25 protein-coding genes are annotated in these 25,820 nt (G+C 69.7%); 11 read left to right on the plus strand and 14 right to left on the minus strand.

Annotated features, from left to right (window positions below; genetic code table 11):
* Nucleotides 1–4: 4 nt before the first annotated feature.
* Together N5K27_RS19065 and N5K27_RS19070 are read right to left on the minus strand one after the other, a co-directional pair.
* Complete coding sequence (locus tag N5K27_RS19065; RefSeq protein ID WP_347945153.1) at nucleotides 5–1,444, minus strand: MFS transporter; 1,440 nt, start codon at nucleotides 1,442–1,444, stop codon at nucleotides 5–7.
* 59 nt (nucleotides 1,445–1,503) lie between these two features.
* On the minus strand, nucleotides 1,504–2,136 hold the full coding sequence (locus N5K27_RS19070) for an OmpW family outer membrane protein (RefSeq protein WP_087837593.1): 633 nt from the start codon (nucleotides 2,134–2,136) through the stop codon (nucleotides 1,504–1,506).
* A gap of 141 nt (nucleotides 2,137–2,277) precedes the next feature.
* Here N5K27_RS19070 and N5K27_RS19075 point away from each other — a divergent pair, with 141 nt between their 5' ends.
* Both N5K27_RS19075 and N5K27_RS19080 read left to right on the plus strand, forming a co-directional pair.
* On the plus strand, nucleotides 2,278–2,856 hold the full coding sequence (locus N5K27_RS19075; protein WP_087837669.1) for a type 1 glutamine amidotransferase domain-containing protein: 579 nt from the start codon (nucleotides 2,278–2,280) through the stop codon (nucleotides 2,854–2,856).
* 81 nt (nucleotides 2,857–2,937) lie between these two features.
* Nucleotides 2,938–3,846 carry a LysR family transcriptional regulator gene (locus tag N5K27_RS19080; RefSeq protein WP_132979050.1) on the plus strand — a complete coding sequence of 303 codons (909 nt, stop codon included), beginning with the start codon at nucleotides 2,938–2,940 and terminating at the stop codon, nucleotides 3,844–3,846.
* Nucleotides 3,847–3,876: 30 nt separating this feature from the next.
* On the opposite strand, the gene N5K27_RS19085 is transcribed toward N5K27_RS19080, so the two are convergent.
* Both N5K27_RS19085 and N5K27_RS19090 read right to left on the minus strand, forming a co-directional pair.
* Nucleotides 3,877–5,217 carry an amidohydrolase family protein gene (locus N5K27_RS19085; protein ID WP_279818118.1) on the minus strand — a complete coding sequence of 447 codons (1,341 nt, stop codon included), beginning with the start codon at nucleotides 5,215–5,217 and terminating at the stop codon, nucleotides 3,877–3,879.
* 9 nt (nucleotides 5,218–5,226) lie between these two features.
* Nucleotides 5,227–6,237: a tripartite tricarboxylate transporter substrate binding protein gene (locus tag N5K27_RS19090; protein WP_279818119.1), complete on the minus strand. Its 1,011-nt coding sequence runs from the start codon at nucleotides 6,235–6,237 to the stop codon at nucleotides 5,227–5,229.
* Between the two features lie 252 nt (nucleotides 6,238–6,489).
* On the opposite strand from N5K27_RS19090, the gene N5K27_RS19095 reads away from it, so the two are divergent.
* From N5K27_RS19095 to N5K27_RS19115, 5 genes are all read left to right on the plus strand, one after another.
* Nucleotides 6,490–6,843: a YciI family protein gene (locus tag N5K27_RS19095; protein WP_279818120.1), complete on the plus strand. Its 354-nt coding sequence runs from the start codon at nucleotides 6,490–6,492 to the stop codon at nucleotides 6,841–6,843.
* Between the two features lie 115 nt (nucleotides 6,844–6,958).
* Nucleotides 6,959–7,369, plus strand: a complete 411-nt coding sequence (locus N5K27_RS19100) for a YciI family protein (RefSeq protein ID WP_087837590.1) — start codon at nucleotides 6,959–6,961, stop codon at nucleotides 7,367–7,369.
* A gap of 36 nt (nucleotides 7,370–7,405) precedes the next feature.
* Nucleotides 7,406–7,813 carry a VOC family protein gene (locus tag N5K27_RS19105; RefSeq protein WP_279818123.1) on the plus strand — a complete coding sequence of 136 codons (408 nt, stop codon included), beginning with the start codon at nucleotides 7,406–7,408 and terminating at the stop codon, nucleotides 7,811–7,813.
* 4 nt (nucleotides 7,814–7,817) lie between these two features.
* Nucleotides 7,818–9,098, plus strand: coding sequence for an RNA polymerase sigma factor (locus tag N5K27_RS19110; protein WP_132979053.1), 1,281 nt, complete (start codon nucleotides 7,818–7,820; stop codon nucleotides 9,096–9,098).
* A gap of 7 nt (nucleotides 9,099–9,105) precedes the next feature.
* Nucleotides 9,106–10,650 carry an MFS transporter gene (locus tag N5K27_RS19115; protein ID WP_279818126.1) on the plus strand — a complete coding sequence of 515 codons (1,545 nt, stop codon included), beginning with the start codon at nucleotides 9,106–9,108 and terminating at the stop codon, nucleotides 10,648–10,650.
* A 16-nt stretch (nucleotides 10,651–10,666) separates the two neighbouring features.
* Here N5K27_RS19115 and N5K27_RS19120 read toward each other — a convergent pair whose 3' ends face one another.
* Nucleotides 10,667–11,911, minus strand: a complete 1,245-nt coding sequence (locus N5K27_RS19120; protein ID WP_087837666.1) for a DUF445 domain-containing protein — start codon at nucleotides 11,909–11,911, stop codon at nucleotides 10,667–10,669.
* A gap of 167 nt (nucleotides 11,912–12,078) precedes the next feature.
* Between N5K27_RS19120 and N5K27_RS19125 the strand changes: the two genes are divergently transcribed.
* The 3 genes from N5K27_RS19125 (at nucleotide 12,079) to N5K27_RS19135 (ending at nucleotide 14,166) form a co-directional block, all read left to right on the plus strand.
* A complete protein-coding gene (locus N5K27_RS19125; RefSeq protein WP_087837586.1) occupies nucleotides 12,079–12,432 on the plus strand; it encodes a VOC family protein in 354 nt (117 codons plus the stop codon).
* 98 nt (nucleotides 12,433–12,530) lie between these two features.
* Nucleotides 12,531–13,223 carry a substrate-binding domain-containing protein gene (locus N5K27_RS19130; RefSeq protein ID WP_087837585.1) on the plus strand — a complete coding sequence of 231 codons (693 nt, stop codon included), beginning with the start codon at nucleotides 12,531–12,533 and terminating at the stop codon, nucleotides 13,221–13,223.
* Between the two features lie 7 nt (nucleotides 13,224–13,230).
* A complete protein-coding gene (locus N5K27_RS19135) occupies nucleotides 13,231–14,166 on the plus strand; it encodes a TIGR03571 family LLM class oxidoreductase (RefSeq protein ID WP_087837584.1) in 936 nt (311 codons plus the stop codon).
* 7 nt (nucleotides 14,167–14,173) lie between these two features.
* On the opposite strand, the gene N5K27_RS19140 is transcribed toward N5K27_RS19135, so the two are convergent.
* The 5 genes from N5K27_RS19140 to N5K27_RS19160 form a co-directional block, all read right to left on the minus strand.
* The gene (locus N5K27_RS19140; RefSeq protein ID WP_176400664.1) at nucleotides 14,174–14,881 is read right to left on the minus strand and encodes an SDR family NAD(P)-dependent oxidoreductase; all 708 of its coding nucleotides are present in this window, start codon (nucleotides 14,879–14,881) and stop codon (nucleotides 14,174–14,176) included.
* Between the two features lies 1 nt (nucleotide 14,882).
* Nucleotides 14,883–15,773 (minus strand): phenylalanine 4-monooxygenase, encoded by an 891-nt coding sequence (phhA, locus tag N5K27_RS19145; protein ID WP_087837582.1) that lies wholly within the window; start codon nucleotides 15,771–15,773, stop codon nucleotides 14,883–14,885.
* A gap of 9 nt (nucleotides 15,774–15,782) precedes the next feature.
* Nucleotides 15,783–16,106, minus strand: coding sequence for a 4a-hydroxytetrahydrobiopterin dehydratase (locus N5K27_RS19150; RefSeq protein WP_254914562.1), 324 nt, complete (start codon nucleotides 16,104–16,106; stop codon nucleotides 15,783–15,785).
* Between the two features lie 52 nt (nucleotides 16,107–16,158).
* On the minus strand, nucleotides 16,159–17,127 hold the full coding sequence (locus tag N5K27_RS19155) for a tripartite tricarboxylate transporter substrate-binding protein (RefSeq protein WP_087837580.1): 969 nt from the start codon (nucleotides 17,125–17,127) through the stop codon (nucleotides 16,159–16,161).
* Nucleotides 17,128–17,188: 61 nt separating this feature from the next.
* A complete protein-coding gene (locus tag N5K27_RS19160; RefSeq protein WP_279818129.1) occupies nucleotides 17,189–18,619 on the minus strand; it encodes a sulfatase-like hydrolase/transferase in 1,431 nt (476 codons plus the stop codon).
* A 144-nt stretch (nucleotides 18,620–18,763) separates the two neighbouring features.
* Between N5K27_RS19160 and N5K27_RS19165 the strand changes: the two genes are divergently transcribed.
* The gene (locus N5K27_RS19165; RefSeq protein ID WP_165963020.1) at nucleotides 18,764–19,255 is read left to right on the plus strand and encodes a MarR family transcriptional regulator; all 492 of its coding nucleotides are present in this window, start codon (nucleotides 18,764–18,766) and stop codon (nucleotides 19,253–19,255) included.
* 9 nt (nucleotides 19,256–19,264) lie between these two features.
* Here the strand turns inward: N5K27_RS19165 and N5K27_RS19170 are convergent, their stop codons facing one another.
* From N5K27_RS19170 to N5K27_RS19185, 4 genes are all read right to left on the minus strand, one after another.
* On the minus strand, nucleotides 19,265–19,681 hold the full coding sequence (locus tag N5K27_RS19170; protein WP_087837577.1) for a DUF2007 domain-containing protein: 417 nt from the start codon (nucleotides 19,679–19,681) through the stop codon (nucleotides 19,265–19,267).
* 67 nt (nucleotides 19,682–19,748) lie between these two features.
* On the minus strand, nucleotides 19,749–20,948 hold the full coding sequence (locus tag N5K27_RS19175; protein WP_279818132.1) for an acetyl-CoA C-acyltransferase: 1,200 nt from the start codon (nucleotides 20,946–20,948) through the stop codon (nucleotides 19,749–19,751).
* Between the two features lie 212 nt (nucleotides 20,949–21,160).
* On the minus strand, nucleotides 21,161–23,566 hold the full coding sequence (locus tag N5K27_RS19180) for a 3-hydroxyacyl-CoA dehydrogenase/enoyl-CoA hydratase family protein (protein ID WP_279818134.1): 2,406 nt from the start codon (nucleotides 23,564–23,566) through the stop codon (nucleotides 21,161–21,163).
* A 234-nt stretch (nucleotides 23,567–23,800) separates the two neighbouring features.
* Entirely contained in the window at nucleotides 23,801–25,765 is a 1,965-nt protein-coding gene (locus N5K27_RS19185; RefSeq protein WP_132979061.1) for a 5'-nucleotidase C-terminal domain-containing protein, read from the minus strand.
* Nucleotides 25,766–25,820: the final 55 nt, after the last annotated feature.

A 25,820-nucleotide genomic window follows, 5' to 3' on the forward strand; every position in this document is an offset into this window, starting at 1 on the left:
GCGTTCAGCGGCGCACGTTCTTCATCTTGATGCGCTGGGACAGGGCCATCATCGCGACGCAGAACACGATGGCCATCACCATGCCGGCCTCGATGCCGGTATTGACCGACGTGCGGGCGATGACCAGCCCCACCAGCGCGGTGCCCACCGCGCTGCCCAGGGTGCGCATGGTCTGGATCAGCGCCGAGGCCACGCCCACGTCGCGGCGCTCGGCGATCATCTGCATGAACAGCGTCAGGTTGGGGATGATGAAGCCCATGCCCACGCCGGCCAGGCCGAACGAGACCACGGCGAAGGCCATGGACGATCCGCGCTCCAGGAACATCACGCCCAGGCAGCCCACGGCCAGCAGCAGCGCGCCGAACACCATCAGCCGCTGAGGCTGGCTCTGGCGCGGGAACAGGCGCCCGTTGATGACGCTGCCCACCGGTATGCAGGCCACCAGCGGCGCGAGGATCATGCCCGCCTGGGTGGGGCTCAGCCCCACCTCCACCTGCAGCAGCAGCGGGCCGTAGTAGATCAGGATGAACATCACCGCGCCGGTCATCACGCCGACGACGTTCAACAGGCGCGACTCCCTGCGCTCGAGCACGCGCAACGGGAACATGGGCTGTTCCAGGCGGCGCTCGTACCAGACGAGCAGGAAGACCGACACGGCGGCCACAGCCAGGAACACCAGGCCCAGCACCGGACGCGGGTGGGTGGAGAAGCCCAGCTCGAGCGCCGCCATGGGCGTGCCCACGGCCAGCGCCAGCAGCGCCCCGCCCAGCCAGTCTATGCGCGGCGGCGTGTCGTGCCGGGGCTTGAGCGGCGGGAAATACCGCCACAGCATCACGAAGGCGATCACCCCCATCACCGGGCTGACGAAGAACGCCGCCCGCCAGCCGAAGGATTCGGTGATCGCCCCGCCCAGCAGCGGCCCCACGCCGCTGGCCACCGCGAACGACGTCGAGATCAGGGCCTGCCAGCGCACCCGCCGCATGGCATCGGGAAACAGGTCGGCGGGCGCCGCGAAGGCGGTGGCGATCATCATGCCGCCGCCCACGCCCTGCAAGGTGCGGGCCGCGATCAGTTGCGGCATCGACTGGCTGATGCCGCACAGCACCGAGCCCAGCGACACCAGGCCCAGCGAGACGAGGATGAAGTACTTGCGTCCGAACAGGTCGCCCAGGCGGCCGAAGATGGGAATGACGATGGCCGAGGCCAGCAGATATCCGGTGCCGACCCAGGCGTAAAGCGGCATGCCGCCCAGTTCGGCCACCACGCGCGGCAGCGTGGTGCCGACGATGGTCGAATCCAGCGCCACCAGCATCACGACCGCGCAGATGCCGATCAGCGCCAGGATCAGCTGGCGCTGGTCTTCTACCGGTGAAGCGAGGTCGGAAGGCGGGTGGGGGCTGGCGTGCCCGGGCGGAGATGGCGGGTGCGGCGGGTTCTCGGACATTTGCGCATAATCATATACCGCGCCCCGGGTATACCCCTACCCCCCCAATGGCCCGCCGTTCAAAAGCGATAGCCGATAGCGATGGTCGGCACCCACGGATCGATGCGCGCCTTGCCGATCTGGCTGCCGTTCAGCTTCACCTTGGACGAAATGTCGATGTAGCGCAGGCTGGCGTTCAGGAACCAGCGCTCGCCCATCTTCACGTCCACCCCTACCTGCGCTGCCAGCCCCCACGAGTCGCCCAGGCTCAGGTCCTGGCCGGCCAGGGCGCCCGCGGCCCGGGTGTGGAAGAAGCGCGTGTAGTTCACGCCCAGGCCGACATAGGGCTGCACCTGCGAATCGGGCAGGAAGTGCCATTGCACGCTAAGCGTGGGCGGCAGTTGCCGGGACGAACCGATGTTGCCGCCCACCGCGCCGGAAGCGCCGATGTCGTGCCGGAAGGGTACGGCGGCCAGCAGCTCGATCCCGACGTTGCGGGTGGCCATGTAGGTCAGACTGGCGCTGGGCCGCGTCGAATTGCCGGCGTCCAGGCGCACGGCCCCGTTCAGGACGGTGCCGTTGTCCGATTTCGGCCGGACCTGGCTGATGCCGGCCTTGAGCAGCCAGTCGCCGGCTTCGTGCGCCTGCGCGGCCGAAAACGCCGCGGCAAGAAGGGCGGCAAGCAGGATGGGCGGCGTGCGGCGGGAAAACATGAGGAGCTCCATATCGAACGATGAGGCTCCAGCTTGGCAGCCCCTCGCCCCGCGCGCCTTGTCCCAGATCAAGCCGCCCTCGGGCACGCCGCTTGCTGGGGCATCCGGCTGCCCACGCGGCGCCCCACTATGGAGATCGACATGGCCAAGCCGTTGCAAGGACTCACCGTTGCCATCGTGGCAACCGACAATTTCGAACAGGTCGAACTGACGAGCCCGAAGGAAGCGCTGGAACGCGCGGGTGCCACGGTGCACATTCTTTCCGCCCAGGCCGGCGAGATCCGGGGCATGAAGCATGACGAGAAGGCCGACCGCTTCCGCGTGGAGGCGAGCTGGAACGACGCCGACCCCACCCGCTACGCCGGCGTGGTCGTGCCCGGCGGCGTCTTCAACGCGGACGTCATCCGCACCGACAAGGGCGCGCAGCGCTTCGTGCAGGCGCTGCACGACACGGGCAAGCCGGTGGCCGTCATCTGCCACGGCCCGTGGCTGCTGGTGTCGGCCGGCATGGTCGATGGCCGGCAACTGACCAGTTGGCCATCGTTGCAGGACGACATCCGCAATGCCGGCGGGCAGTGGGTGGACGAGGAAGTCGTGCTGGACGGCAACCTCATCACCAGCCGCAAGCCCGACGACCTGCCGGCATTCAACGCGAAGCTGATCGCCGCGCTGTCCAACGTCGAGAGCGCCGACACGCCATCGGGCGCGCAGCCTACCTGACCCCGGGTATGTGCCCGGCGCGGGGGCGGCCGGCAACCCCTATACTTGCCGCGACCAGGCAAGTATAGGTAGCGCCGCCGTATGAATGTGACCCTGCGCCAGATGCGCGCGTTCGTCGAAGTCGTGCATTGCGGCGGTTTCACCGCGGCCTCGCGGCGGCTGCACCTGACCCAGTCCGCCACCAGCCTGCTGGTGCGCGAACTCGAAGGCCAGCTGGGCTTGCAGTTGCTGGACCGGTCCACGCGCAAGCTCGCGGTCACCGAGGCCGGCGCCGAATTCCTGCAGCATGCGGAACGCATCCTGGGCGAAGTCGAGCAAGCCATCCGCCGCACCCAGGACCTGGTGCAGATGCGCCGCGGGCGCGTCACGGTGGCGACCACGCCGGTCATGGCGGCCACACTGCTGCCCGACGCCATCGCCACCTTCCAGGCCGCCCATCCCGCCATCGAAGTCCGCCTGTCCGACGCGCCGGTCGACGTCATCCTGCGGCAGGTGCAGCAGGGCGAGGTCGACCTGGGCGTGGGAGTGTTCACCGGCAATGAGGTGGAGCTGAACCGCAGCCTGCTGATGCGCCATCCGCTGGGCGCCATGATTCCCAGCGCATGGCCGCTGGCGCGACGACGGCGGGACCTGGCTTGGGCCGACCTGGCCAGCCAGCCGATGATCGTCGTGCCGCAGTCCAGCGGCTCGCTGCCGCAGATCGACCGCGTACTGCACCAGTCGGGCATCGCGGCCGAGCCGCGCTTCGAGGTGCACTATCTGTGGTCGGCCATCGGTCTGGTCGAGGCCGGCCTGGGCATCGCGGTACTGCCGTCCTACGCGGGGCTGCTGGCCCGATCGAAGCGCGCGCGCTTTCGCGTGCTGCACGACCCGGTGGTGTATCGCAAGATCGAACTGGTCACGCAGCCCGGCCGCTCGCTGTCGCCGGCGGCCGCGTCCTTCCGCGCCCACCTGGCGGCCCACTGCAAGCAGTTCGAGGAACGGGGCTGACGCCACGCCGGCCCGGCGGCCGGCGCGCGTTCACCGCGCGGCCAGCTCGCGCGCGGACTGGGCCGCGTCGCGCACGATCTGCGCGGAATCGCAGGCGGTCCATTGCCCGTGCCGGCGCAAGACCCGTCCGTCGACGATGACCGTGTCCACGTTGGCCGGCTGGGCCGAGTAGACCAGCGAGAAGGCCGGATCCACCACCGGCGCCATGTTCAGGTCCGTGATGCGGACCAGGATGACGTCGGCCCGCTTGCCCGCCTCGAGCGAACCGACGTGGTCCGCGATGCCCAGGTCGCGCGCGCCATCCAGCGTGGCCAGCCGCAGCAGGCGGCGTGCCGTAAGGGGCACCTCGGCGCCGAAACGCTGGCGGTGCGACCACAGCAGGGTACGCATGCAGGAGAAGAAATCGGCATTGGCCGAGGCCGACGAACTGTCCACCGACAGGCTCTGCCGCACGCAGGCGCACTCCAGCTCGTGGAACTGGATCACGCCGCGCGATGCCTGGGCGTACAACACCTCGATCACCGGCGAACACGAGAACGAGACGCCGCAGGCGGCCAGCCGCAGCTGCTCCTGCGGCGACACGCCCTGAGGATGCACCAGTTGCAGGTCCGGCCCCAGCAGGCCGTGCGCGTCCAGCACCGACACCACGCCGGGGCGCGCGTGCATGGTGATGGGCAGCCCCAGGCGCCGCACGCCCGCGAATTCCGTGCGCACGACGTCGATGGGTACGGTGCCGCGCGGATTGGAAACCGGCGTGCGAAGCGCCGCGCCCAAGTGGATCATGGGATCGCCGGCCGCTTCCCGGGCGACTTCGGCGAGGCCCGCCAGGTCCATCGCGCGGTCCAGCGGCAGGTCCTGCCCCCAGCCGTAGGCCAGGCGGCCCCGTATGCCCAGGCTGCGCATGGCCGCCAGTTCCGCGCGCGCGTGATCGGGCGTGCGGGTGTTGTGCGACCAGTTGTGGACCGTGGTGATGCCGCCCGCCAAACCTTCGGCCAGCCCCAGCCGCACCGAATGGTAGGAGTCGTCCGGCGTGAACTTCGGCCCCACGGACAAGGTCACGGGGAAATAGCCGCGCGCCGCCTCGTCGCCGCTCATCAGCGCGCGCAGCGAGCAGTTCCACAGGTGCCAGTGCGTGTCGACGAAGCCCGGCATCACGATCATGCCGCGCGCATCCAGCTCCCGCGCGCCCGGCACGCGCAGCCCCCGGCCGATCGCCACCAGCGTGCCGTCGCGGACATGGACGTCGGCGTCCGGCAGGTCGTCCATGCCGTCGGCCATGGTCATCACATGGCCGCCGCGTATCACGAACTCCTCGCGCGCGGGCAGGCCGGCCACGTGTCCGGCCGCCTCGCGCCATCTTGCTGACTGCATGCCCATCCCCTAGTCGGCCTTGGCACCGGTCAGGCGAATCAGGCGTTCCTTGTGGCGCATCTCGTCGCGCAGCGCGGCGGTGAACGCCGCCGGCGACGAGAACACCGGATCGAAGCCGCGCGCGGCCACGAAGCGCTGCTGGAATTCCGGGTCGGCGGCGATCGCCTTCACGTCGGCATGGATGCGCTGGATCACGGCGTCGGGCGTGCCGCCGGTGGCGAACAGGCCGAACCAGGATTCGCGCGGGTCGATGTCGGCATAGCCCGCTTCCGCCAGCGTGGGCACGTTCGGTTCGGACGGCAGCCGGCTGGCCCGCGCGATGGCCAGCGGCTTCATCTTGCCCGCGCGGATGTGGGGCTCGGCGATGGCCGCGCCCACCATGGCCAGTTGCACCTCGCCGCCGAGCAGCGCCGTCACGGCCGGCATGATCCCCTTGTAGGGCACCTGGGTGATCTGTATGCCCGTCTTGTGCCGCAGTCCCTCGAACAGCAGGTGAGGCAGGCTGCCCGATCCCATCGAGGCATAGTTCAGTTCGTCGGGGCGGGCCTTCGCCAGCGCGACCAGCTCATCGAGCGAATTGGCCTTCACCGAGGGATGCGCCAGCACCATCTGCGGCAGGCTGACCAGTTGCGAGACCGGCGCCAGGTCGCGCACCGCGTCGTAGGGCAGCTTTTCGTACAGGAAGGGGTTGCTGGTGATGGTCGATTCGCTCGTGACCAGCAGGGTGTGGCCGTCGGGCGCCGCCTTGGCGACGGCGTCGGCGCCGATGATGGAAGCCGCGCCCAGCTTGTTCTCGACGATGACCGGCCGGCCCCATTTCTGCCCCAGCCGTTCGGCCAGGGCCCGGGCGATCACGTCCACGCCGCCACCGGGCGCGTAGGGCACGACGATGCGCACCGGCCGCGCCGGCCAGGCCGGCTGCCCCATCGCCGGCCCCGCGGCCGCGACGCCCAGGGCCGCGGCACATGCCGCCAGCCACCGGCGGCGACCCTGCGCCGCCGCTGTACTTGCTTGCCTCATCACTTCTCCTTCCCGCCGGACGGCCCGGAAAGCAAGGCCCGCCTTCCGATGTCCCGCGGCGACATGGCAGGCATTTCACCCGCGGGCGGCGGGACAGGCAAACGAGAAAAATTTGTAGTTCTATCAGTTGGCCATCTAAATACGTGCTCCCGCCGCGCTTACACGCTGTCATGAAAAAAGACGCGAAATCTGCAAGAATCGGGCGCTCCGCCTTCGCCGGCCGCGTCCCGCGGCCCTCTCTTGCGAGTCCCCATGGCCTACATGCTGCTCATCGTCGAACCCACCGGCCAGCGCGCCGAACGCAGCGAGGAGGCCGGCCGCGAACTCTACGACCGCATGGTCGCCTTCGGCGCCGACCTGAAGACGCGCGGCCTGCTGCTGGCCGCCGAATCGCTGGCCTCGCAGGACAGCGCCGTGCGCGTGCGGAAACAGGACGGACGTGCACGCCTGGTGGACGGGCCCTTCGCCGAAGCCAAGGAAATGATAGGCGGCTTCTTCCTGCTGGACTGCGCCACGCGCGAGGAGGCCGTGGCCATCGCGCAAGCCTGCCCGGCGGCGCAATGGTGCACGGTCGAGGTCCGCGAGGTGGCTCCCTGCTACCGCTGAACCGCTCGACCTGGTAGTTTCCCTAGGCCGTCTCCGCCATGTCGATTCCGGCCCGCGCCGATCGTCGTAGGGACAAGAGCCCACGCCCGGGCTTGCAACCACCGGAGAAACCGCCATGCGATTCATGATCATCGTCCGCGCCACCGCCGACACCGAGGCCGGCGTCATGCCCGAGGAACCCCTGCTAGCCGCGATGACCGCCTACCACGAGGAACTGGCCAAGGCTGGCGTGCTGCTGGACGCCAACGGCCTGAAGCCCTCGTCCCGGGGCTGGCGTATCCGCTACCGTGCCGGCAAGGGCACCGTCATCGACGGCCCCTTCGCCGAGACCAAGGAGCTGATCGCCGGCTACACGCTGATCCAGGTCCGCTCGCGCGAGGAAGCCATGGAATGGGCCCGGCGCTTTCCCTCGCCCATGGCCGAGGCCGACGGCGAGATCGAGGTGCGCGAGCTCTTCGAGCTGGACGACCTCGGCCCGAGCGAAGCGGTGGACCGCTTCCGGAAGCTGGAAACGACCAGCCGATAACGCGCCGCGCGCCCCTCTCTTCCCAAGGAATCCATCATGCACAAGCAGATCTTCGTCAACCTGCCCGTCGCCGACCTGCCTCGCACCCAGGCCTTCTTCGGCCAGCTCGGCTTCACCTTCAACGCCCAGTTCACCAACGAAAAGGCCGCCTGCATGGTCATCGGCAAGAACATCTACGCCATGCTGCTCACCACGGATTTTTTCCGCGGTTTCGCCAGCAAGCCGATCAGTGATGCCCGGGAAAGCACCGAAGTCCTGGTGGCCCTGACCTGCGACAGCCGGGAGGCCGTCGACGACATGGTGCGCAAGGCCCTGGCCGCCGGCGGCACGGCACCGCGGCCTCCGCAGGACCACGGCTTCATGTACAGCCATGGCTTCGACGACCCGGACGGCCATGCATGGGAGGTCTTCTACATGGATCCGGCCACGGTCGAGCAGGGCTGAGCCTGTGACCCAGGCCGCCACCCACCGGGCCATCGAAGCCGTCTGGCGGATCGAATCGGCCCGCATCATCGCGGGCGTTGCGCGGCTGGTGCGCGACGTCGGCCTGGCGGAGGAACTGGCGCAGGACGCGCTGGTGGCCGCGCTGGAACGATGGCCCGGAGATGGCGTGCCGGACAATCCCGGAGCCTGGCTGATGACCACCGCGAAGAACCGGGCGCTGGACCGCCTGCGCCAGGCCGCCCTGCACGCGCGCAAGCACGAGGAGTACGGCCACGAGACCGAAGTGCTGGGCGCGGGCCATGCGCCGGATCCGGCGGCCCTGGTCGAGGCCGCACGCGACGACGAAGTGGGCGACGACCTGCTGCGCCTGATCTTCACCGCCTGCCATCCCGTCCTGTCCACCGACGCCCGCGTGGCGCTGACGCTGCGCCTGCTGGGCGGCTTGACGGCCGGCGAGATCGCCCGCGCCTTCCTGGTGCCCGAGGCCACCATCGCCCAGCGCATCGTGCGTGCCAAGCGCACCCTGTCGGCGGCCAGGGTGCCGTTCGAGGTGCCCCACGCGCATGAGCGCGCGACCCGCCTGGACTCGGTACTGGAAGTGATCTACCTGGTCTTCAACGAGGGCTATTCGGCCACGGCCGGCGACGACTGGGTGCGGCCGGCGCTGTGCGGCGAGGCGCTGCGGCTGGCGCGCGTACTGGCGGGACTGGCACCGGACGAGGGCGAGGTGCATGGCCTATGCGCGCTGCTGGAGATCCAGGCCTCGCGTCTGCCGGTCCGCACCGACGCCGACGGGCGCCCCGTCCTGCTGATGGACCAGGATCGCACGCGCTGGGACCCGCTGCTGATACGACGCGGCCTGGCGGCCCTGGCCCGGGCCGAAGCCCTGGGCGGAGCGCACGGCCCCTATGCCTTGCAGGCCGCGCTGGCCGCCTGCCATGCCCGGGCCCGGACGCCGGACGAGACCGACTGGGAACGCATCGTGGCCTTGTACGACGCCCTGGCGCAGGTGGCCCCGTCCCCCGTGGTCGAGCTGAACCGCGCCGTGGCGGTCGGCATGGCCTTCGGCCCCGCCGCCGGCCTGGCGCTGGCGGACGCGCTGCGTTCCGAGCCGGCCCTGGCGAACTACCACTGGCTGCCCAGCGTGCGCGGCGACCTGCTGCAGAAACTCGGGCGCCGCGCCGAGGCGCGCGAGGAATTCCTGCGCGCCGCCGCCATGACCCGCAACCTGCGGGAACAGGAACTTCTCCTGGAGCGTGCTGCCCAAGCCCTCCCTTCCCACTGATCCTCCCATGACCTCATCCCCGTCTCCCAAGGCCACCCGCAAGGAATGGATAGGACTGGCCGTCATCGCGCTGCCCTGCATGGTCTACGCGATGGACCTGACCGTGCTCAACCTGGCCCTGCCCGCCATCAGCGCCCAGCTCAACCCGTCCAGTTCGCAACTCTTGTGGATCATCGACATCTACGGCTTCCTGGTCGCGGGCCTGCTCATCACCATGGGCACCCTGGGCGACCGCATCGGGCGGCGCAAGCTGCTGCTGATCGGCGCCGCGGCATTCGGTGTCGCCTCGGCCATCGCGGCCTTCTCCGACAGCGCGGGCATGCTGATCGCCATGCGGGCCCTGCTGGGCATCGCGGGCGCCACCCTGGCACCATCGACCATGTCCCTGATCCGCAACATGTTCCACGACGAGCACGAGCGCCAGTTCGCGATCGGCATCTGGATCGCCAGCTTCTCGCTCGGCAGCGCCATCGGGCCGCTGGTGGGTGGGGTGCTGCTGCAATTCTTCTGGTGGGGATCGGTCTTCCTGGTCGCGGTGCCGGTGATGCTGCTCCTGCTCGTGCTCGGCCCGGTGCTGCTGCCGGAATACCGCGACCCGGACGCCGGCCGCATCGACCCGCCCAGCGTGGCGCAATCCCTGTTCGCCGTGCTGGCGATGATCTACGGACTCAAGCAGATCGCCCAGCACGGTGCCTCGTGGGCCTCAGCCGCCATCATCGCGGCGGGGTTCGCGGTGGGCGTGGCCTTCGTGCGGCGGCAGCGGCGCCTGCCCTATCCGCTGCTGGACCTGGACCTTTTCATGCGACCGGCCTTCAGCGCGGCCATCGCCGCCTACGCGCTGTCCTGCCTCGCCATGTTCGGCGTGTACATCTTCATCACGCAGTACCTGCAACTGGTGCTGGGCCTGGATCCGCTGCGGGCGGGCCTGGTCACCGTGCCCTGGGCGCTGGGCTTCGTCGCGGGCTCGCTGCTCGCCCCGAGGCTGGCCCGGCGCGTGCCGCCGCTGTCCATCTTCGTGGGCGGACTGCTCGCGGCGGCCGCCGGCTTCCTGATGTTGCTGCTGGCCGACCGCCCCTACGGGCTGGAGGCGATCATGGCGGGCCTGATCGTGATGAGCCTGGGCATGGCGCCGGTGTTCACCATCGGCAACGAGATGATCATCACCTCGGCGCCGCCGCAGCGCGCGGGCTCGGCTTCCGCCATTTCCGAGACCAGCGCCGAATTCAGCGGCGCGCTCGGCATCGCGGTCTTCGGCAGCATGGGCGCGATGATCTATCGAGCCGGCCTGTCCGCGGGCATGCCGGACGGCATCCCCCCTCAGGTGGCCGAGGCCGCCTCGTCCACGCTGGGCGCCGCGGTGGCGGCGGCGCATGCGCTGCCCACGCCGCAGGCCGACGCCATGCTGGCGGTGGCGCGCGGGGCGTTCGTCGATGCGCTGCAACTCTCCGCGGCGGTCGGCGCCGTACTGACACTGTGCGCGGCCGTGGCCGCGGCCTGCATCCTGCGCGGCGGATCCGCCCGCGCCCAGGCACTGCGCGACGACGCGGCGTAGCGCGGCCGGCCGCCGCTCAGCCGCCGAAGGCGAGCACCAGTGCGTGCAGGCCGATCCCGATCAGCCCGCCCACCAGCGTGCCGTTGTAGCGGATGTATTGCAGGTCGGGGCCCACGCTCAGCTCCAGCGCCTGCACCAGCCGCTTTTCGTCCCAGCCCCTGACGGTCTGGGCGATATGCTCGGTGACCCCTTCGCGCAGCCGGGCCGCCAGGCTGCGCGCGCCGGTCATGACATGTTCGTTGATCGCTTCGCGCAGGGCGGGATTGGCGGCCAGCTGGCGGCCCAGTCCCAGCAGGCTCTGCTCCAGGTGCCGCGCCAGCGGCGAGTCCTGCGCATCCAGGTTGCGGCGCAGGGCCGCGTGGATCTCTGCCCACAGCCCCTGCACGTACGCCTGCACCGAGGGGTGATCGATCAGCCGCGACTTGATGCCGTCGATCTGCTCGCGCAATTGCGGATCGTCGCGCAGCCGCGCCACGTAGTCCGCCACCCAGGCCTCGTAGTCCTGGCGCAGCGGATGATCGGGCCGCGACAACACCTCGTGCAGTTCATCCAGCAGCGCGCGCGCCAGCCGGTCCGCCAGATTGTCGGCGATCCCTTCGACCGGTTTCACCAGGTTCACGGTCCCGACGATCCTGGGCCATTCCTTGCGCGCGTATTTCACCATCAGATCCGACACCCGCTCCTTGACGCCCTCGTCGTCCAGGTAGCCCCCCAGGCGCCGCAGGGCCTCGTCCAGCAATTGATGATGGCGGCCGTCGCGCGTCAGCAATCCCAGCACCTCTCCCGCCGTCGCCCCGGCATCCCAGGCCCGCAGGCGGGCGACGACGAAAGACTGGATGGCCTCGCGCACGACCCGCTCGTCCAGCAGGTCCAGCGCCTGCGACAGCCACGTGCGCGCCATGCCCGCCGCCATGCGCGCCTGGGCCGGCTCGCTCAGCCATGCGCCCAGCCGGCTGGCCGGGTCGAATACCTGGAGCCTGGCCAGCAGCGCGTCGGGCGCCAGGAAATGATCGCGCACGAACACGGCCAGGTTGTCCCCCAGGCGCGCCTGGTTGGCGGGAACGATGGCGGTGTGGGGAATCGGCAGGCCCAGCGGCCGCTTGAACAGCGCCACCACGGCGAACCAGTCGGCCAGCGCGCCCACCGTGGCGGCCTCGCAGAAGGCCCGGACCCAGGCCCAGGCGCCCTGCCCGCCCATCGCATGGCTGAGCCCGAAACCCGCCAACGACGCGGCAAGCAGGCCCAGCGCGCCCAGTTTCATGCGGCGCAGGCGGGCCAGGCGGGGATCGGCGGATGGGGAAGGATTCAAGACGGCGGTGCTTCGGTGGGCAAGCCTCCACTTTACCCACGGCCGCGGCGCGCTTCCAGCCGCGGGGGTCGCGGGCGATAGAATCTCCGGTCAAGATTCGCTTCCGGAGCACGACCGCCATGACCGTCCGCCGCATCGTCGCCAATCTCTCCACCCCCGACCCCGCCCTCGCGCGGGAGTTCTACGGCAGGCTGCTGGGCCTGGACGTGGTCATGGACCACGGCTGGCTCATGACCTTCGCGTCCGGCGGCAGCCAGACGCCCCAGGTCAGCGTGGCCAGCGAAGGCGGTTCGGGCACGCCCGTGCCGGCGCTGTCCATCGAGGTCGACGACGTGGACGACGTGCTGGCCCGCGCCCGCGCGCACGGGGCCGAGATCGTCTACGGGCCCTGCGACGAAGCCTGGGGCGTGCGGCGCTTCTACGTGCGCGACCCGTTCGGCAATCTGGTCAACATCCTGACGCATCGCTCGTAGGCCGGCACCCGGCCGAGCAGGCGTCCCGACGCGCGACGCCCCTATGTTCTAATCTGCCGGCAGGGCCGTGCCGGCCGCCGACTCACAGGACGCAAACCATGGCATCCCAGATCCACATCCTTTCCTCGATGGCAACCAAGCAGCTGCTTGCCGATCTCGTCGCCCAATTCCAGCAATCGCACGCACAGCAGGACATCCTCGTGGAATCCGTCGGCGGCGTCGATGCCGCCCGGCGCGTGCAGTCCGGCGAAGCCCTGGACGCCGTCGTGCTGGCCGCCAACGTCATCGACCAGATGACCGAAGCCGGGCATATCGTGGCGGGCAGCCGCGTGGACCTGGTCGTATCGGGCGTCTACGTGGCCGTGCGCGCCGGCGCGCCGCGCCCGGACATCGGCTCCGAAACCGCCCTCAGGCAGGCCGTGCTGGACGCTGGCACCATCGGCTACTCCACCGGTCCCAGCGGCGTCTACCTGTCCAAACTGTTCGAACGCTGGGGCATCGCCGACCAGATCAAGGACCGCACCGTCCAGGCCAAGCCCGGCATCCCGGTGGGGACCCTGATCGCCAAGGGCGAAGTCGATCTCGGATTCCAGCAACTGAGCGAAATGATGAACGTGCCGGGCATCGACATCGTGGGTCCCCTGCCCCCCGGCCTGCAGGTCATGACCACCTTCTCCGCCGGCGTGGCCGCCACCTGCACCCGGCAGGACACCGTGCGCGAACTGCTGGCCTTCATGGCCAGCGCCGACGCGGCCGAGATCAAGCGCAAGAACGGCATGGACCCCGCCTAGGGCCGCCATGAACGCCGCGGCGTCCCTGTTCCAGGCCGACCGGCTGACGCTGGGACTGGCCCTGCCCTGGGTCGACGCCGCCGAACATGCCGGCCGGCGCGAAGTCGATTTCCACCATCAACTGGAACTGGCGGCCCAGGCCGAATCGGCGGGTTTCGCCGCGCTGTGGGTGCGCGACGTGCCGCTGAACCATCCCGGTTATCCCGAAGCCATCGGCCATCTCGATCCGTGGACATGGCTGGGCGCGCTGGCCGCGCGCACCCGGCGCATCGGCCTCGTGACGGGTGCCGTCGTGCTGACGCTGCGCCATCCGCTGCACGTCGCCAAGGGCGCCGTCTCGATCGCCTCGCTGGCGCCGGGACGCTTCGTGCTGGGACTGGGATCGGGCGACCGGCCGCCCGAATACCTGGCGTTCGGCCGTGATGCCGCCACCCGGCGCGAGGATTTCCGCGCGCGCTGGGAACAACTGTCGGCCGCGCTGGGGACCCCGCCGCGCGTCGTGCCCGACGTGCAGGACGATCCGCCCGTGGCCTTCAGCCTGCGGCCGCTCCCCGCCACGCCCGTGCCCATGCTGGCCGTCGGTTCGGCCGGCCAGAGCCTGGACTGGATCGCCCGCCACGCGGTGGGCTGGACCACCTACCACCGTCCGCCGGAAGTACAGCGCGGCCGCCACGGGATGTGGCGCCAGGCGGTGGAACGCGCCGCGCCGGGCCAGTTCCGTGCCTTCGGCGTCGCCATGCGCGTGGAACTGCTGGACCGCCCCGAAGCCCCGGCCGAAGCCATCGAACTGGGCTATCGCACCGGCGCACGGGCGCTGGCCGGCATCCTGGCGCGCATGCGCGAAGCCGGCACCCACCATGTCAGCCTGAACCTGCCCGCAGGCGCCCGGCCGCTGCCGGATGTCATCGCCGAGCTGGCCCCGCTGAACGCCGAGCTGTCCTGAACGGCCTTCAGGACAGGCCCGTCACCGGCAATGCCGCGCCGTGGACGGCGCGGGCCGCCGGCGAAGCCAGGAAGCGGATCACTTCGGCCAGGTCGGCCGGCGCCACCCAGCGCGCGGGATCGGCATCCGGCATGTCGCGCCGGTTCTCGGGCGTATCGATGATGGTGGGCATGACGCAATTGACGTTGATGCCCCGCTCGCGCAGCTCCGCTGCCATGGACTCGGTCAGCCGCATGACCGCGCTTTTCGAGGCGCAATAGGCGCCCATGCCGGCCGTGCCGCGCAAGGCGGCATGGGCGGCGACGTTGACGATCCGGCCTTCACCCCGTGCCACCATGCCGGGCACGACGGCGCGCGCGGTATGGACGATGCTGCGGGCGTTCAGGTCCAGCAGGAAATTCCAGGTGGCGTCGCGGATCTCGTGCACGGCCTCGCCCATGCGGAAACCGCCGGCGATGTTGCACAGCACGTCGATCGCGCCGAAGCGGTCCCGCGCGCGGTCCGCCGCATCCGCGACCTGCCCGGCATCCAGCAGATCCACCGGCGCGATCAGGCACGAGGCCGCGCCCAGCCCCGCCGGCGGTTGCGCCTCGCGGCGGTCCAGCAGCACCAGGTTGGCGCCCTCGGCGGCAAAGGCGGCGGCAACGGCGCCGCCCAACGTTCCAGCCGCGCCGGTGACCATGACCGTGCGCCGCCCCGTATGTGTCGATGCCATGTCAGTTCCCTTCCGCCCGCGCGGCATGGTAAGCGCCCGTGCCCCGGGTCATGATATCGTCCCCCGGCAGCAGGATGCCCGGCTCCAGTTCGGATTGCTGGCGTACGCGCTCGTAGACGGGCGCGAAATCGACCCGCGCGAGCTCCAGCAGTTCTTCCAGGTCGTGCAGCACGAAATAGGTTTCCTGGAAATCGTCGATGCGATAGCGCGTCCGCATCACGCGCTCCAGTTCGAAGCGGACCCGGTTGGGCGAGGGGTCTGCCAGCGCGAACAGGCTTTCCGCGTACGACGAGATGATGCCCGAGCCGTAGATGCGCAACCCCTCGGTCTGCTGCACCAGGCCGAACTCCACGGTGTACCAGTACACGCGCGCCAGGTTGGGCAGCACACCCATGCGCTGGGCACGCAGCCCGCCTTCGCCGTAGGCCTGCACGAAATCCGCCAGGATGGGGTTCATCAGCATGGGCACGTGACCGAAGACGTCGTGGAAGACATCGGGCTCTTCCAGGTAGTCGAGCTGGTCGGCGCGGCGGATGAACTGCCCGGCGGGAAAACGCCGGTTGGCCAGGTGCTCGAAGAACACGTCGTCGGGCACCAGGCCGGGCACGGCCACCACCTGCCAGCCGGTGCGCCGCGACAGCACGTCGCTCAGGCGGCGGAAATCGGGAATCTGGTCCGCGCCTATGGGCAGGTCGCGCATGCCCTCCTCGAACTCGCGGCAGGCGCGGCCCGGCACCAGCCTGGACTGCCGCTCGAACAGGAACCTCCAGACGGCGTGCTCTTCCTGGGTGTAGCGCTCCCAGCCCTGGTCTATGGTCCAGTCCGCCCGCTCCGGCCGGCCCGCGTCGCCGGCGGCAAGACCGTGCTTGGGCGCGGTCGATGGGTGCTTCATCCTGGCCTCTTATCCGGAATGGGCGCGCGCAGCCTCGTCGGCGTGGCGCGCCAGGTCGATGTCGCGCTGTGTCAGGCCGTTCGCGTCATGGGTGGTCAGCGTGACGTCCACCCGGTTGTAGACGTTGGACCACTCGGGATGGTGATCGTTCTTTTCCGCATACAGGGCGATGCGCGTCATGAACGCGAAGGCCTGGCTGAAATCCTGGAACTGGAACCGGCGCCGAATGGCGCCCCGCTGCGCGTCCAGCTGCCACTCGGGCAGCTTCGCCATCGCCTGCTCGATGTCCTGCGCACTCAACTTCTGCATGGCCTGCTCCTTGCGCCGGGAGATCGCACCGCAGCCGCGCCCCGGCTGTCGCGCGGCCTGCGCTCCCCGACAAATCTTATTCCGTTGCCTGGAAACCGGAAACCCGCATCCGGTCGCGCCACTGGCCACGTTCGCGCTCCAGCCTGGACCCGAGCCCGGCGGTGGGCTGAGCCGGCAGGGCGTAGCCGAGGTCGGCGATCGCCTTGCGATAGGCGGGGCTGGCCAGCACCGCATCGGCCCGCGCCTGCCACTGCGCCAGCCGGTCGGCCGGCGTTCCCGCCTTGGCGAAAAGGCCGAACCAATCCACCGCCTCGAGCTGCGGCAGGCCGGCTTCGCGCGCGGTCGGCACGCCCGGCAGCTTGGCATTGCGCTGCGGCGAGGTGATCAACACGGCGCGCAGCTTGCCCTGGGCCTGGTAGGGAACGAGCAGTTGCTCGGTGGTGATCAGCGCCGCGACCTGCCCGCCCAGCACGTCGGTGACGGCATTGGCGCCTCCGCGGTAGGGCACGTGCGTCAACGGCGTGCCGCCCTGCCTGGCCAGCTCCGCGCCCAGGAAGTGCTGCGGCGTCCCCAGGCCGGGCGTCGCGTAGTTGGCCTGGTCGGCATGGCCCTTGGCCCAGGCCATGAACGCCGCCAGCGTGGCGCCCTGCGCGGCGGGCCCCAGCGCCACGCCGAAGCCGTATTCGGCCAATGCGGACACCGGCGCGAAATCCCGGACTGCGTCGTAGTGGGCGGACTTCAGCACCATGGGCGTCAGCAGCAGCGAACTGGCCGGCATCACCATCAGCGTCTGGCCGTCGGCGGGGGCGGCCTGCACCGCATCGATGGCCAGCTTGCCGGTCGCGCCGGCGCGGTTCTCCACCACCACGGGAAAGCCGGCGACCTGCCGCAGGTGCTCGGCGAATACGCGCGCCACGGCATCGGGCGCCCCGCCGGCCGGATAGCCCACCAGCAGCCGCGCGCCGGCCTGCTGTGCCTGGGCCATGCCGGCCACGGCGGCCAGCGCGGCCGCGATCAGTCCGCGTAGGACCCTGGGGTACTTCATGTCTTGTCTCCTGCCGGTTTTGTGATGATGCGGCGCCGGGCGCCGCGATGGAATCCGCTCCTCACGCCAAGACCGGCGTGTATCCCCCTATGCCCGTCCCGGCCCGGATCGCCGCGTCGCCGCCATGGCGCCGGATCAATTCGGCCTGTCGCGCCTTGGCGCGGCGATCGACCTCGTCGGGGTCGCAGAACCCGGCCAGCCGCTCGCGCCAGGCATGCACGCGGCCCGGCGACTTCGCGGCGATGTCGTGCAGTTCGTCCGGATCGTCGTCCAGGTCGAACAACTGGGGAGGATGGTCGCAATAGTGGACGTACTTGGTATGGACGTCGCGCAGCATGAAGACGGCCGCGCGCGAACCCACGGTATGGTATTCGGACAGCACCGCGCGGTCGGCGGGCAGCTCCCGCAGCAGCGAACGCGCCGATGGCGACACGCGTCCGGCATCGGCGGGTACGCCCACCGCGTCCAGCACGGTATCGTAGACATCGGTCTGGCCGACGGGCGTGCGCTCGACCCGTCCGGCCTCGATGCCGGCACCGGATAGGATCATCGGTATGCCCACCGACTCGGCATACATGGTGCTCTTGCCCCAGAGGCCCCGCGCCCCCACGTTGTCGCCATGGTCGCTCAGGTACATGATGCGCGTCGCGTCGTCCAGCCCGCACTCCTTCAGCGTGCGCACCAGCGTGCCCACCTTGGCATCCAGGAAGCTGACCAGGCCGTAGTAGCCGGCCAGCGCCCGCCTGACATCCGATTCGTCGCGGAAATGGACGTTGTAGCCGGTCTCGCGCGCATACTGGCGGATGAAGGGATGGGCCGCCTCGTCGATGCCGAACCGATAGGCCTTGGGCAGGCGCAGGGGCTGCGCGGCATAGCGGTCGAAGAAGGGCGCCGGCACGGTCAGCGGAAAATGCGGCGCGACCAGCGATACCATCAGTACCCAGGGCTTGTCCGGGGCGGGCGTCGCCGCCTTGCGACGCAACCATCGGACCGCCGTGTCGCAGATGCGGTCGTCGTAGCGGTTGTAGTCCGACTCGCCCGCACGCGCCGAGGCCAGCATGTTCGCGCCGTCGCCCAGCGAGGCGGGCGGATCGCGCAGCAGCATCTTGACCTCGCCCCGGCCGCCATGGATGTGCATGGGCAGCAGGCTTTCGGAAAAACCGTAGTCCTCGCCCGGGGCGCCGCGATAGTGCAGCTTGCCTATGGACACCACTTCATGCCCGTGCTCGCGCAGCACGTGGTGCCAGCTGGGCACGGCACCGTCGTAGGCATCGACATTGTCCCAGTAGCCGGCCTCGTGCACCGCCCGCCCGGTGGCGAGCGCGGCACGGGTCGGCACACAGATGGGGCTGGCGCATACCGCGTTGGCGAAACGCGTACCCGACGCCGCCAGCGCATCCAGGTGCGGAGTCGACACCTCGCCATGGCCGGCGCAGCCCATGACGCCGGGGCTGTGTTCGTCCGACAGGATGATCAGGAGATTGGAAGCCATGAAACGGATCGTTGAACGCTGCGGAAGAGACGATGCGCGCTTTTTGTTGTGTTGTCAATGATGTTTTGACAACCAATTGGCGGCCGGCACGCTCTTCTGTCAACATGGCGCCTGTCCGTTCCACTTTCGTCCCGGCCGATGCCCATGACCGCCCCCTCCCGATCCTCGTCCCGCCGGCGCGGAACCGCGCCGGTCGATTTCGACCTGACCTCGCTGCTGGGCTTCGTCATCTTCCGGCTGTCATCCAGCCTGGGCGGCCTGGCCGAACGGGATGCGCAGGAAGTGGCCGGCCTCACGCTGCCCGAATACCGCTGCCTGGTGGTCCTGGCCACGCGCGGCGACATGGGCGTCACGCCCCTGTGCCAGATCATGCACATCGACAAGGCCTGGGTCAGCCGCACGCTGGCCAAGCTGGCTCAGGCGGGACTGGTGGGCTCCATCCCCGATCCCGCCGACGCGCGCCGCACCATCTTCAGCGTGACGCCGCGGGGCCGGCAGACCGGCCAGGCGCTGATCGCCCGGGCCATGGACAGGCAGGCCAGGATGCTGGAAGGATTCGACAGGGAAGAGGTGGAACGCTTGCTGGAACTGCTGCGCCGGATGCAGGAGAACGCCGATCGCGCGAAGGGCCGGTAGCCGCCCGGCTCAGGCCTCACCAGCCGGCGTTCCGCAGTCCACGCATTTCATCGGTCCCCTGCGAGGCGGGAAGATGACGCTGCTCCAGCACAGCGTCACCAGTGCCAGCGCCACCTGCGGCCAGTTCACGTCGCGCGCGAACCGCGTGCCGCCGCAGGCCTCGCATCGCGCGGCGACGGGCTGGTCGAACACTTCCTGCTGATACTCCCCGCTGTTGCGGCGCGCCAGCACCGCCTGCGCGCGCGGCAGCGACAAGGCGGGAACCTGCACCTGCACACCGCCCAGGGCCAGCGAGAAAGGCCAGTTGGCCCATACCTGGTGCTCGTTCTGCAGCAGCACCGGGATGCCCTCGCTTTCCAGCAGCCCACGGGTGATGTGGGCGTCCCAAGGGTTGGTATGGACTTCCAGGGTGACGAACTCCGCCATTGCACGCCCCTCCCGTCGCCGCGCGGCGTCCCGCCAGGAATCGCCGCGCCCCGTCTCGACCACGCGACTAGACCCGCTCGAAGATTCCCGCGGCGCCCATGCCCGTGCCCACGCACATCGTGACCATGCCGTACTTCAGGTTCCTGCGCCGCAGCGCATGCACCACGGTAGAGGCACGGATCGCGCCGGTCGCCCCCAGCGGGTGACCAAGCGCGATCGCGCCCCCCATCGGATTGACCCTGGCCGGGTCCAGGCCCAGGTCGCGGATCACCGCCAGCGACTGCGCGGCGAACGCCTCATTGAGTTCGATCCAGTCGATATCGGACAGCGACAGGCCGGCCTGCCGCAGCGCGGCGGGCACGGCCTCCTTGGGGCCGATGCCCATGATCTCCGGCGGCACGCCCCGCACCGTGGCGGTCACGAAACGCGCCAGCGGCACGAGGTTGAATTCCTTGAGCGCCCTCTCGGACACCAGCACCAGCGCGCCCGCGCCGTCCGAGGTCTGGGAACTGTTGCCGGCGGTCACGCTGCCCTTGGCCGCGAACACCGGCCGCAACCTGGCCAGCGCCTCGGCGCTGGTGTCGGCACGCGGCCCTTCGTCCAGCGACATCGTGCGCTTGCGCACCGCCACCTTCTCCGCCTCCAGGTCGGGGAAGTGCGTCACCACCTCGATGGGCGCGATCTCGTCCTTGAACTCGCCCGCCTGCTGGGCGGCCAGCGCCTTCTGGTGCGAGGCCAGCGCGAACGCATCCTGGTCCTCCCGCGACACCTTCCACTGGGCGGCCACCTTCTCGGCGGTCAGGCCCATGCCGTAGGCAATGCCGATGTTCTCGTCGCCCTCGAACACCTTCGGGTTCAGCGACGGATTGACGCCCATCATCGGCACCATGCTCATCGACTCGGTGCCGCCGGCGATCATCACGTCGGCCTCGCCCACGCGGATCCGGTCGGCGGCCATCGCGATGGCGGTCAGCCCCGACGCGCAGAAACGGTTCACCGTGACCGCGCCCACGCTTTGCGGCAGGCCGGCCAGCAGGGTGGAAATCCTGGCCACGTTCATCCCCTGCGCGCCCTCGGGCATCGCGCAGCCGATGATGGCATCCTGGATACGCCCCGGATCCAGCCCCGGCACCTGCGCCAGCGCCGCGCGCAGCACATGGATCAACAAATCATCCGGCCGCACCGTCCGCAACGCTCCCCGCGGCGCCTTCCCGATCGGCGTCCGCGACGCGGCAACGACATACGCATCCTGAACCTGACGTGACATCCCCATCTCCTTCAATTCGTCCGTGACGCCACGAGGCGCCCCTGTTGTTCCACCGCTCAAACCCCACTTCGTCACCACCTGCACTGAAGGAACGCCAAGAACGCAGTTCCTCGCCAGCCGGTTGGTACCCCAGGATGCGGTGGATCCGGCTCCGCCGGTCCACCCGCATCGCCCCCTGGGGGGCGCGCGTCAGCGCGTAGGGGGGGGCCACATCAATTCCTTATAGGTTTGCCGGTCTGCATCATGCCCATCAGGCGTTCCTGCGTCTTGGGTTCGCCCAGCAGCGACATGAACGTCCGGCGCTCCAGCGCCATGATCCACTGCTCGTCCACCAGCGATCCCGCTTCGATCTCGCCGCCGCACAGGATCTCGGCAATCGCATGGCCCAGGCGGTAGTCGTAGTCTGAGATGAAGCCGCCGTCGCGCATGTTCACCAGTTGCGCGCTCAGCATGGCGATGCCTTCGCTGCCGGCGGCCGCGAACGGCTCCTTCCATGGCGCGCGCCAGCCCGTGTCGTGCAGGGCCTGCGCCTCGCGGATGGCCGCGTACAGCACCTCGTGCACGTTGAAGACGATGGGGTCGTCGTCCAGCAGGTAGCCCATGCGCCGGGCCTCGACCGCGGACTTGGAGACCTGCGCGGTGGCGGCCTGGAAGGCGTACTTCTTCAGGAAGGCCATCAGCGGCATGTCCGGCGCCAGCGCCCGCTCCTGCGCCGCGCGCCGGGCCAGGTAGGTCAGGCCGCCGCCGCCCGGGATCAGGCCCACGCCCACCTCGACCAGGCCGAGATAGGTCTCGAAATGCGCCACGCGGCGCGCGCAATACACCGACAGCTCGCAGCCGCCGCCCAGCGCCATGCCCGCCAGCGCGGCCACCGTGGGCACCTGGGCGTAGCGCAGCCGCAGCATCAACTGCTGCAGGCGTTCCTCCTCGGGCGCGACGGCCTGCACGCCGCCGCTCATGAACAGCGGCACGATGGCCTGCAGGTCGGCGCCGGCCGAGAACGGCTCGCCCGGATTCCAGACCACGAGCCCGCGGTAGTCCTGCTCGGCCAGGTCGACGGCCCGCAGCAGCCCCAGCGTCACGGCGGGGCTGATGGTGTGCATCTTGGTCTTGAACGAGGCGATCAGCACATCGTCCAGGCCGGCGCGGTCCAGGGTCCACAGGCGGATCGCCTCGTCCTCGAAGACGGTCTTGCCGGCGGCCAGCGGCACGATGCCCTCTCCTGCCAGCGGCGCGCGGAAGATCTGGCGCGCATAGACCGGCAGGCTGGAGCGCGGCTCGAACCTGCCCGCGGCCGGGTTCCACGACCCTTCCGGCGTATGGACGCCGCCGCGCTCGGCCACCGGGCCGCTGGTCACCCAGGCCGGCAGCGGCGCGCTGGACAGCGTCTTGCCTGCCGCGATGTCGGCCTGCACCCATTGCGCGACCTGCAGCCAGCCGGCCTGCTGCCACAGCTCGAACGGGCCCACGCCATGGCCGAATCCCCAGCGCATGGCGAAGTCCACGTCGCGCGCGGTGCCGGCGATGTCGGCCAGGTGCACGGCGATGTACTGGAAGGTATCGCGCAGGATGGCCCACAGGAACTGGGCCTGCGGATGCTCGCTGTCGCGCAGCGCCTGCAGGCGCTGCCCGGCGTCCTTGTTCTTCAGGATGCGGGCGACGGCATCGTCGGCCTTGCCGTCGGCCGGCACGTACTCGCCCTTGGCCGGATCCAGCCTGAGGATGGCCTTGCCCTGCTTGCGGAAGAACCCCGCGCCGGTCTTCTGCCCCAGCGCGCCCTGCTTGATCAGCCCGGCCAGCACCGGCGGCGTGCCGTAGTGCGCGGCGAACGGATCATCGGGCAGGTAGTCTTCCATGGTCTTGATGACGTGCGCCAGCGTGTCCAGCCCGACCACGTCGCCGGTGCGGAAAGTGCCGGACTTGGCCCGGCCCAGCTTGGCGCCGGTCAGGTCGTCCACGACGTCGTAGGTCAGCCCGAAGCGCTCGGCCTCGATCATCGCGGACAGCAATCCGAACACGCCCACGCGGTTGCCGATGAAATTGGGCGTGTCCTTGGCCCGTACCACGCCCTTGCCCAGCACCGTGGTCAGGAAAGCCTCCAGATGGTCCAGGATGGCGGGTTCGGTATGCGCGGTGGGAATCAGTTCCACCAGGTGCATGTAGCGTGGCGGATTGAAGAAGTGCACGCCGCAGAAGCGCGGCAGCAGCCCGGGGGCCATGCCCTTGGACAGTTCGGTGATCGACAGGCCCGAGGTATTGGTGGCGAAGATGGCCCGCGGACCGATCGCCGAGGCGACCTTCGCATACAAATCATGCTTCCAGTCCATGCGTTCGGCGATCGCCTCGATCACCAGATCGCATTCCTTGAGCCTGGCCAGGTCGTCTTCGTAATTGGCGGGCTCGATCAGCGATGCCAGTTCCGGCACCGCCAGCGGAGCGGGGCTGAGCTTGCGCAGGTTGTCGATGGCCTTCTGCACGATGCCGTTCTTGGGGCCTTCCTTGGCGGGCAGGTCGAACAGCACCACCGGCACCTTGGCATTGACGCAGTGCGCGGCGATCTGGGCGCCCATGACTCCGGCACCCAGCACTGCGACTTTGCGGACGAGGAAATTCGACATGGTCTTCCTGGCGATAAACGGGCCGGAGCGGCCGGCCCAATCTAGGGCATGCGCGACAGCCGCCGCGCACGGGCGATTCGGGACTAAAGACACGCGCAGCCGCCACGCCTCATCGCAGCAACTGCCTACTCGCATAGTCTACCTCTTGAAGGGAGCGGCACTGGCGGGCCGGATGGAAAGCCCGCCCCGCGCGGCCGATGGCCGCGCCCTGGGACTAGACCCGGGAGGCGCGCGTCAGCGCGTAGAGAGGGTCCACACGTCCTTATGGGACTTGGTGCTATAGAGGCCAGGTTCCAGCTTGCGCAGTTGCGGCAGGCCGTTCGTCCCCTTGGGCTGCGCCGCGATGTATTCCAGGAACACGTCGGCATCCAGCACGCCCACGTCGAGCCGCCGCGCGGCCGGCACGGCCGCCAGGGTGGCGTAGCCATCGCCGCCGTTGGCGTTGAAGCTCAGCACGAACAGCTTGTAGGTGCGGGTGGCGTTGCCCAGGTCCAGCAATCCCCAGTTCCCCGTGGCACTGTCGCGCAGTTCGATGTTGCTGACCCGGCTGCCCTTGGGCTGGGTCGCATCCACGTCCCAGCGCAGCCCGCCGGTGTAGGGATAGGGCCCCGTGGCGCCGGTGCCGCCATAGGTGGCCTCGATGCCGTCCTCCAGCAGGTTCTTGATCTCCGTCGCGGTCACCTCCAGGCGATACAGCTGGTTGCCGAAAGGCACGACCTCGATGGCGCGGCCCGCGGTGATGTCGCCCTGCAGGGGCACCCGCACGCCACCGCCGCTTTGCAGCGTCAGGTCGGCACCGCCATAGGCCTTCTGCGCAATTTCCAGGAAGGCCTGCGCCACGATCTGCTGGATGTCGCCGCCGCGCCGGGTCACGTCGCCCAGCGCGTTGCAGGCCGCGCTCGACCGGCCGTAGTCGTTCCAGCCGGCCGTCTGCGTGGGCGAGCCGCCCGGCACGCGGCGCGAGCACAGTTCGTCGGGCGCCTGTGCCACGACCGTCTTGTTGAACGCATCCACCTGCAGCTTGAACGGCTGCAGCAGCTGCGCCGCCGCGGCGTCCGGCGCCACCACTTTCAGGAAACCGCTGGCCTGCACGTCGGCCAGGATCGCGGCCCGGTCCGGCGCACCCGCCGCCGCGCCGCCAATGGCGAAATCGTCGCCGATCAGCACATGCGGCGTGCCTTCGCACTTGCTGATCTCGCCCCTGGCGTCGAACTCCACCTTCAGCTCGCCCACCACCCGGCTGTATTCCCAGGCCTGGACCAGGCACACGGGCTTGCCCTGCTTGTCGGTCATCCGCGTGGGATAGGCGCCACCGGGCGTCGCACCCAGCGCGTACGTGCCCGCCATCGCGTCGGGGCCGAGCAATGTATGCGAGTCCCCGCCCACCAGCACGTCCACGCCATCGAGCCTGGCGATGATCTGCTTGTCGTACCCGTAGCCGGTGTGGCTGAGCAGGATGATCTTGTCGATGCCCTGCTTGCGCAGCGCGTCGATCTCGCGCTGCGCCGCCACCGCCTCGTCCTCGAACACCGTACCCTTGTCCGGGCTCGAGGACGCCTGGGTCTTGGCCGCGATCGTCAGTCCGATGATGCCGATCTTCTGGCCGTGGCGCACCACGACCGTCGACGGCGATACCGCGCCCGCCGCGCGCGAGGGATGCAGCGCCGAGGACGCGGCGAAGCTGACGTTCGCGCTCAGCACGGGCGTCCTGCAACTGCCGGCGTGCAGCAGGTCGATGAAATGCTTCAGGCCGCTGTCGCCCTTGTCGAACTCGTGGTTGCCGAGCGCGAAGGCGTCGAAGCAGACCGTGTTCATCAGGGCGGCATCGGGCTCGCCCATCTCGCCCGCCCGGTTGAAATACAGCGTGCCGGTCAGCGCGTCGCCCGCGTGCAGCTTGAGCACGTGGGTCGACTTCGCCGCCAGCTGGTCGATCGCCGCCTTCACCCGGGGAAAGCCTCCGGCCGATACCGCGACGGCCTTGCGTGATCCGTCGGCCACCTTCAGTTGCAGCGTGGCCGAGGTGGCATCCAGGTGGGAATGATGGTCGTTGACGTGCAGGATGGTCAGGGCCAGGGGCCGCCCCTGCGGCTCCGGATTGACGGGAATGGGATCGTCATCGCCCGAGGACAGGCATCCTGCCGCCAGCAATACCGCGGCGAGCCCCACACCGCCGCTCACGAGTCTTTTCATGGTTTTCATCCGTTTGTCACTGAAGGACTCGAAGGATGGAGGCCTGTCATGAAACGGTCGTGAA

The organism is Pigmentiphaga sp. GD03639 (assembly GCF_029845405.1).
Classification (GTDB): Bacteria; Pseudomonadota; Gammaproteobacteria; order Burkholderiales; family Burkholderiaceae_B; genus Pigmentiphaga; species Pigmentiphaga daeguensis.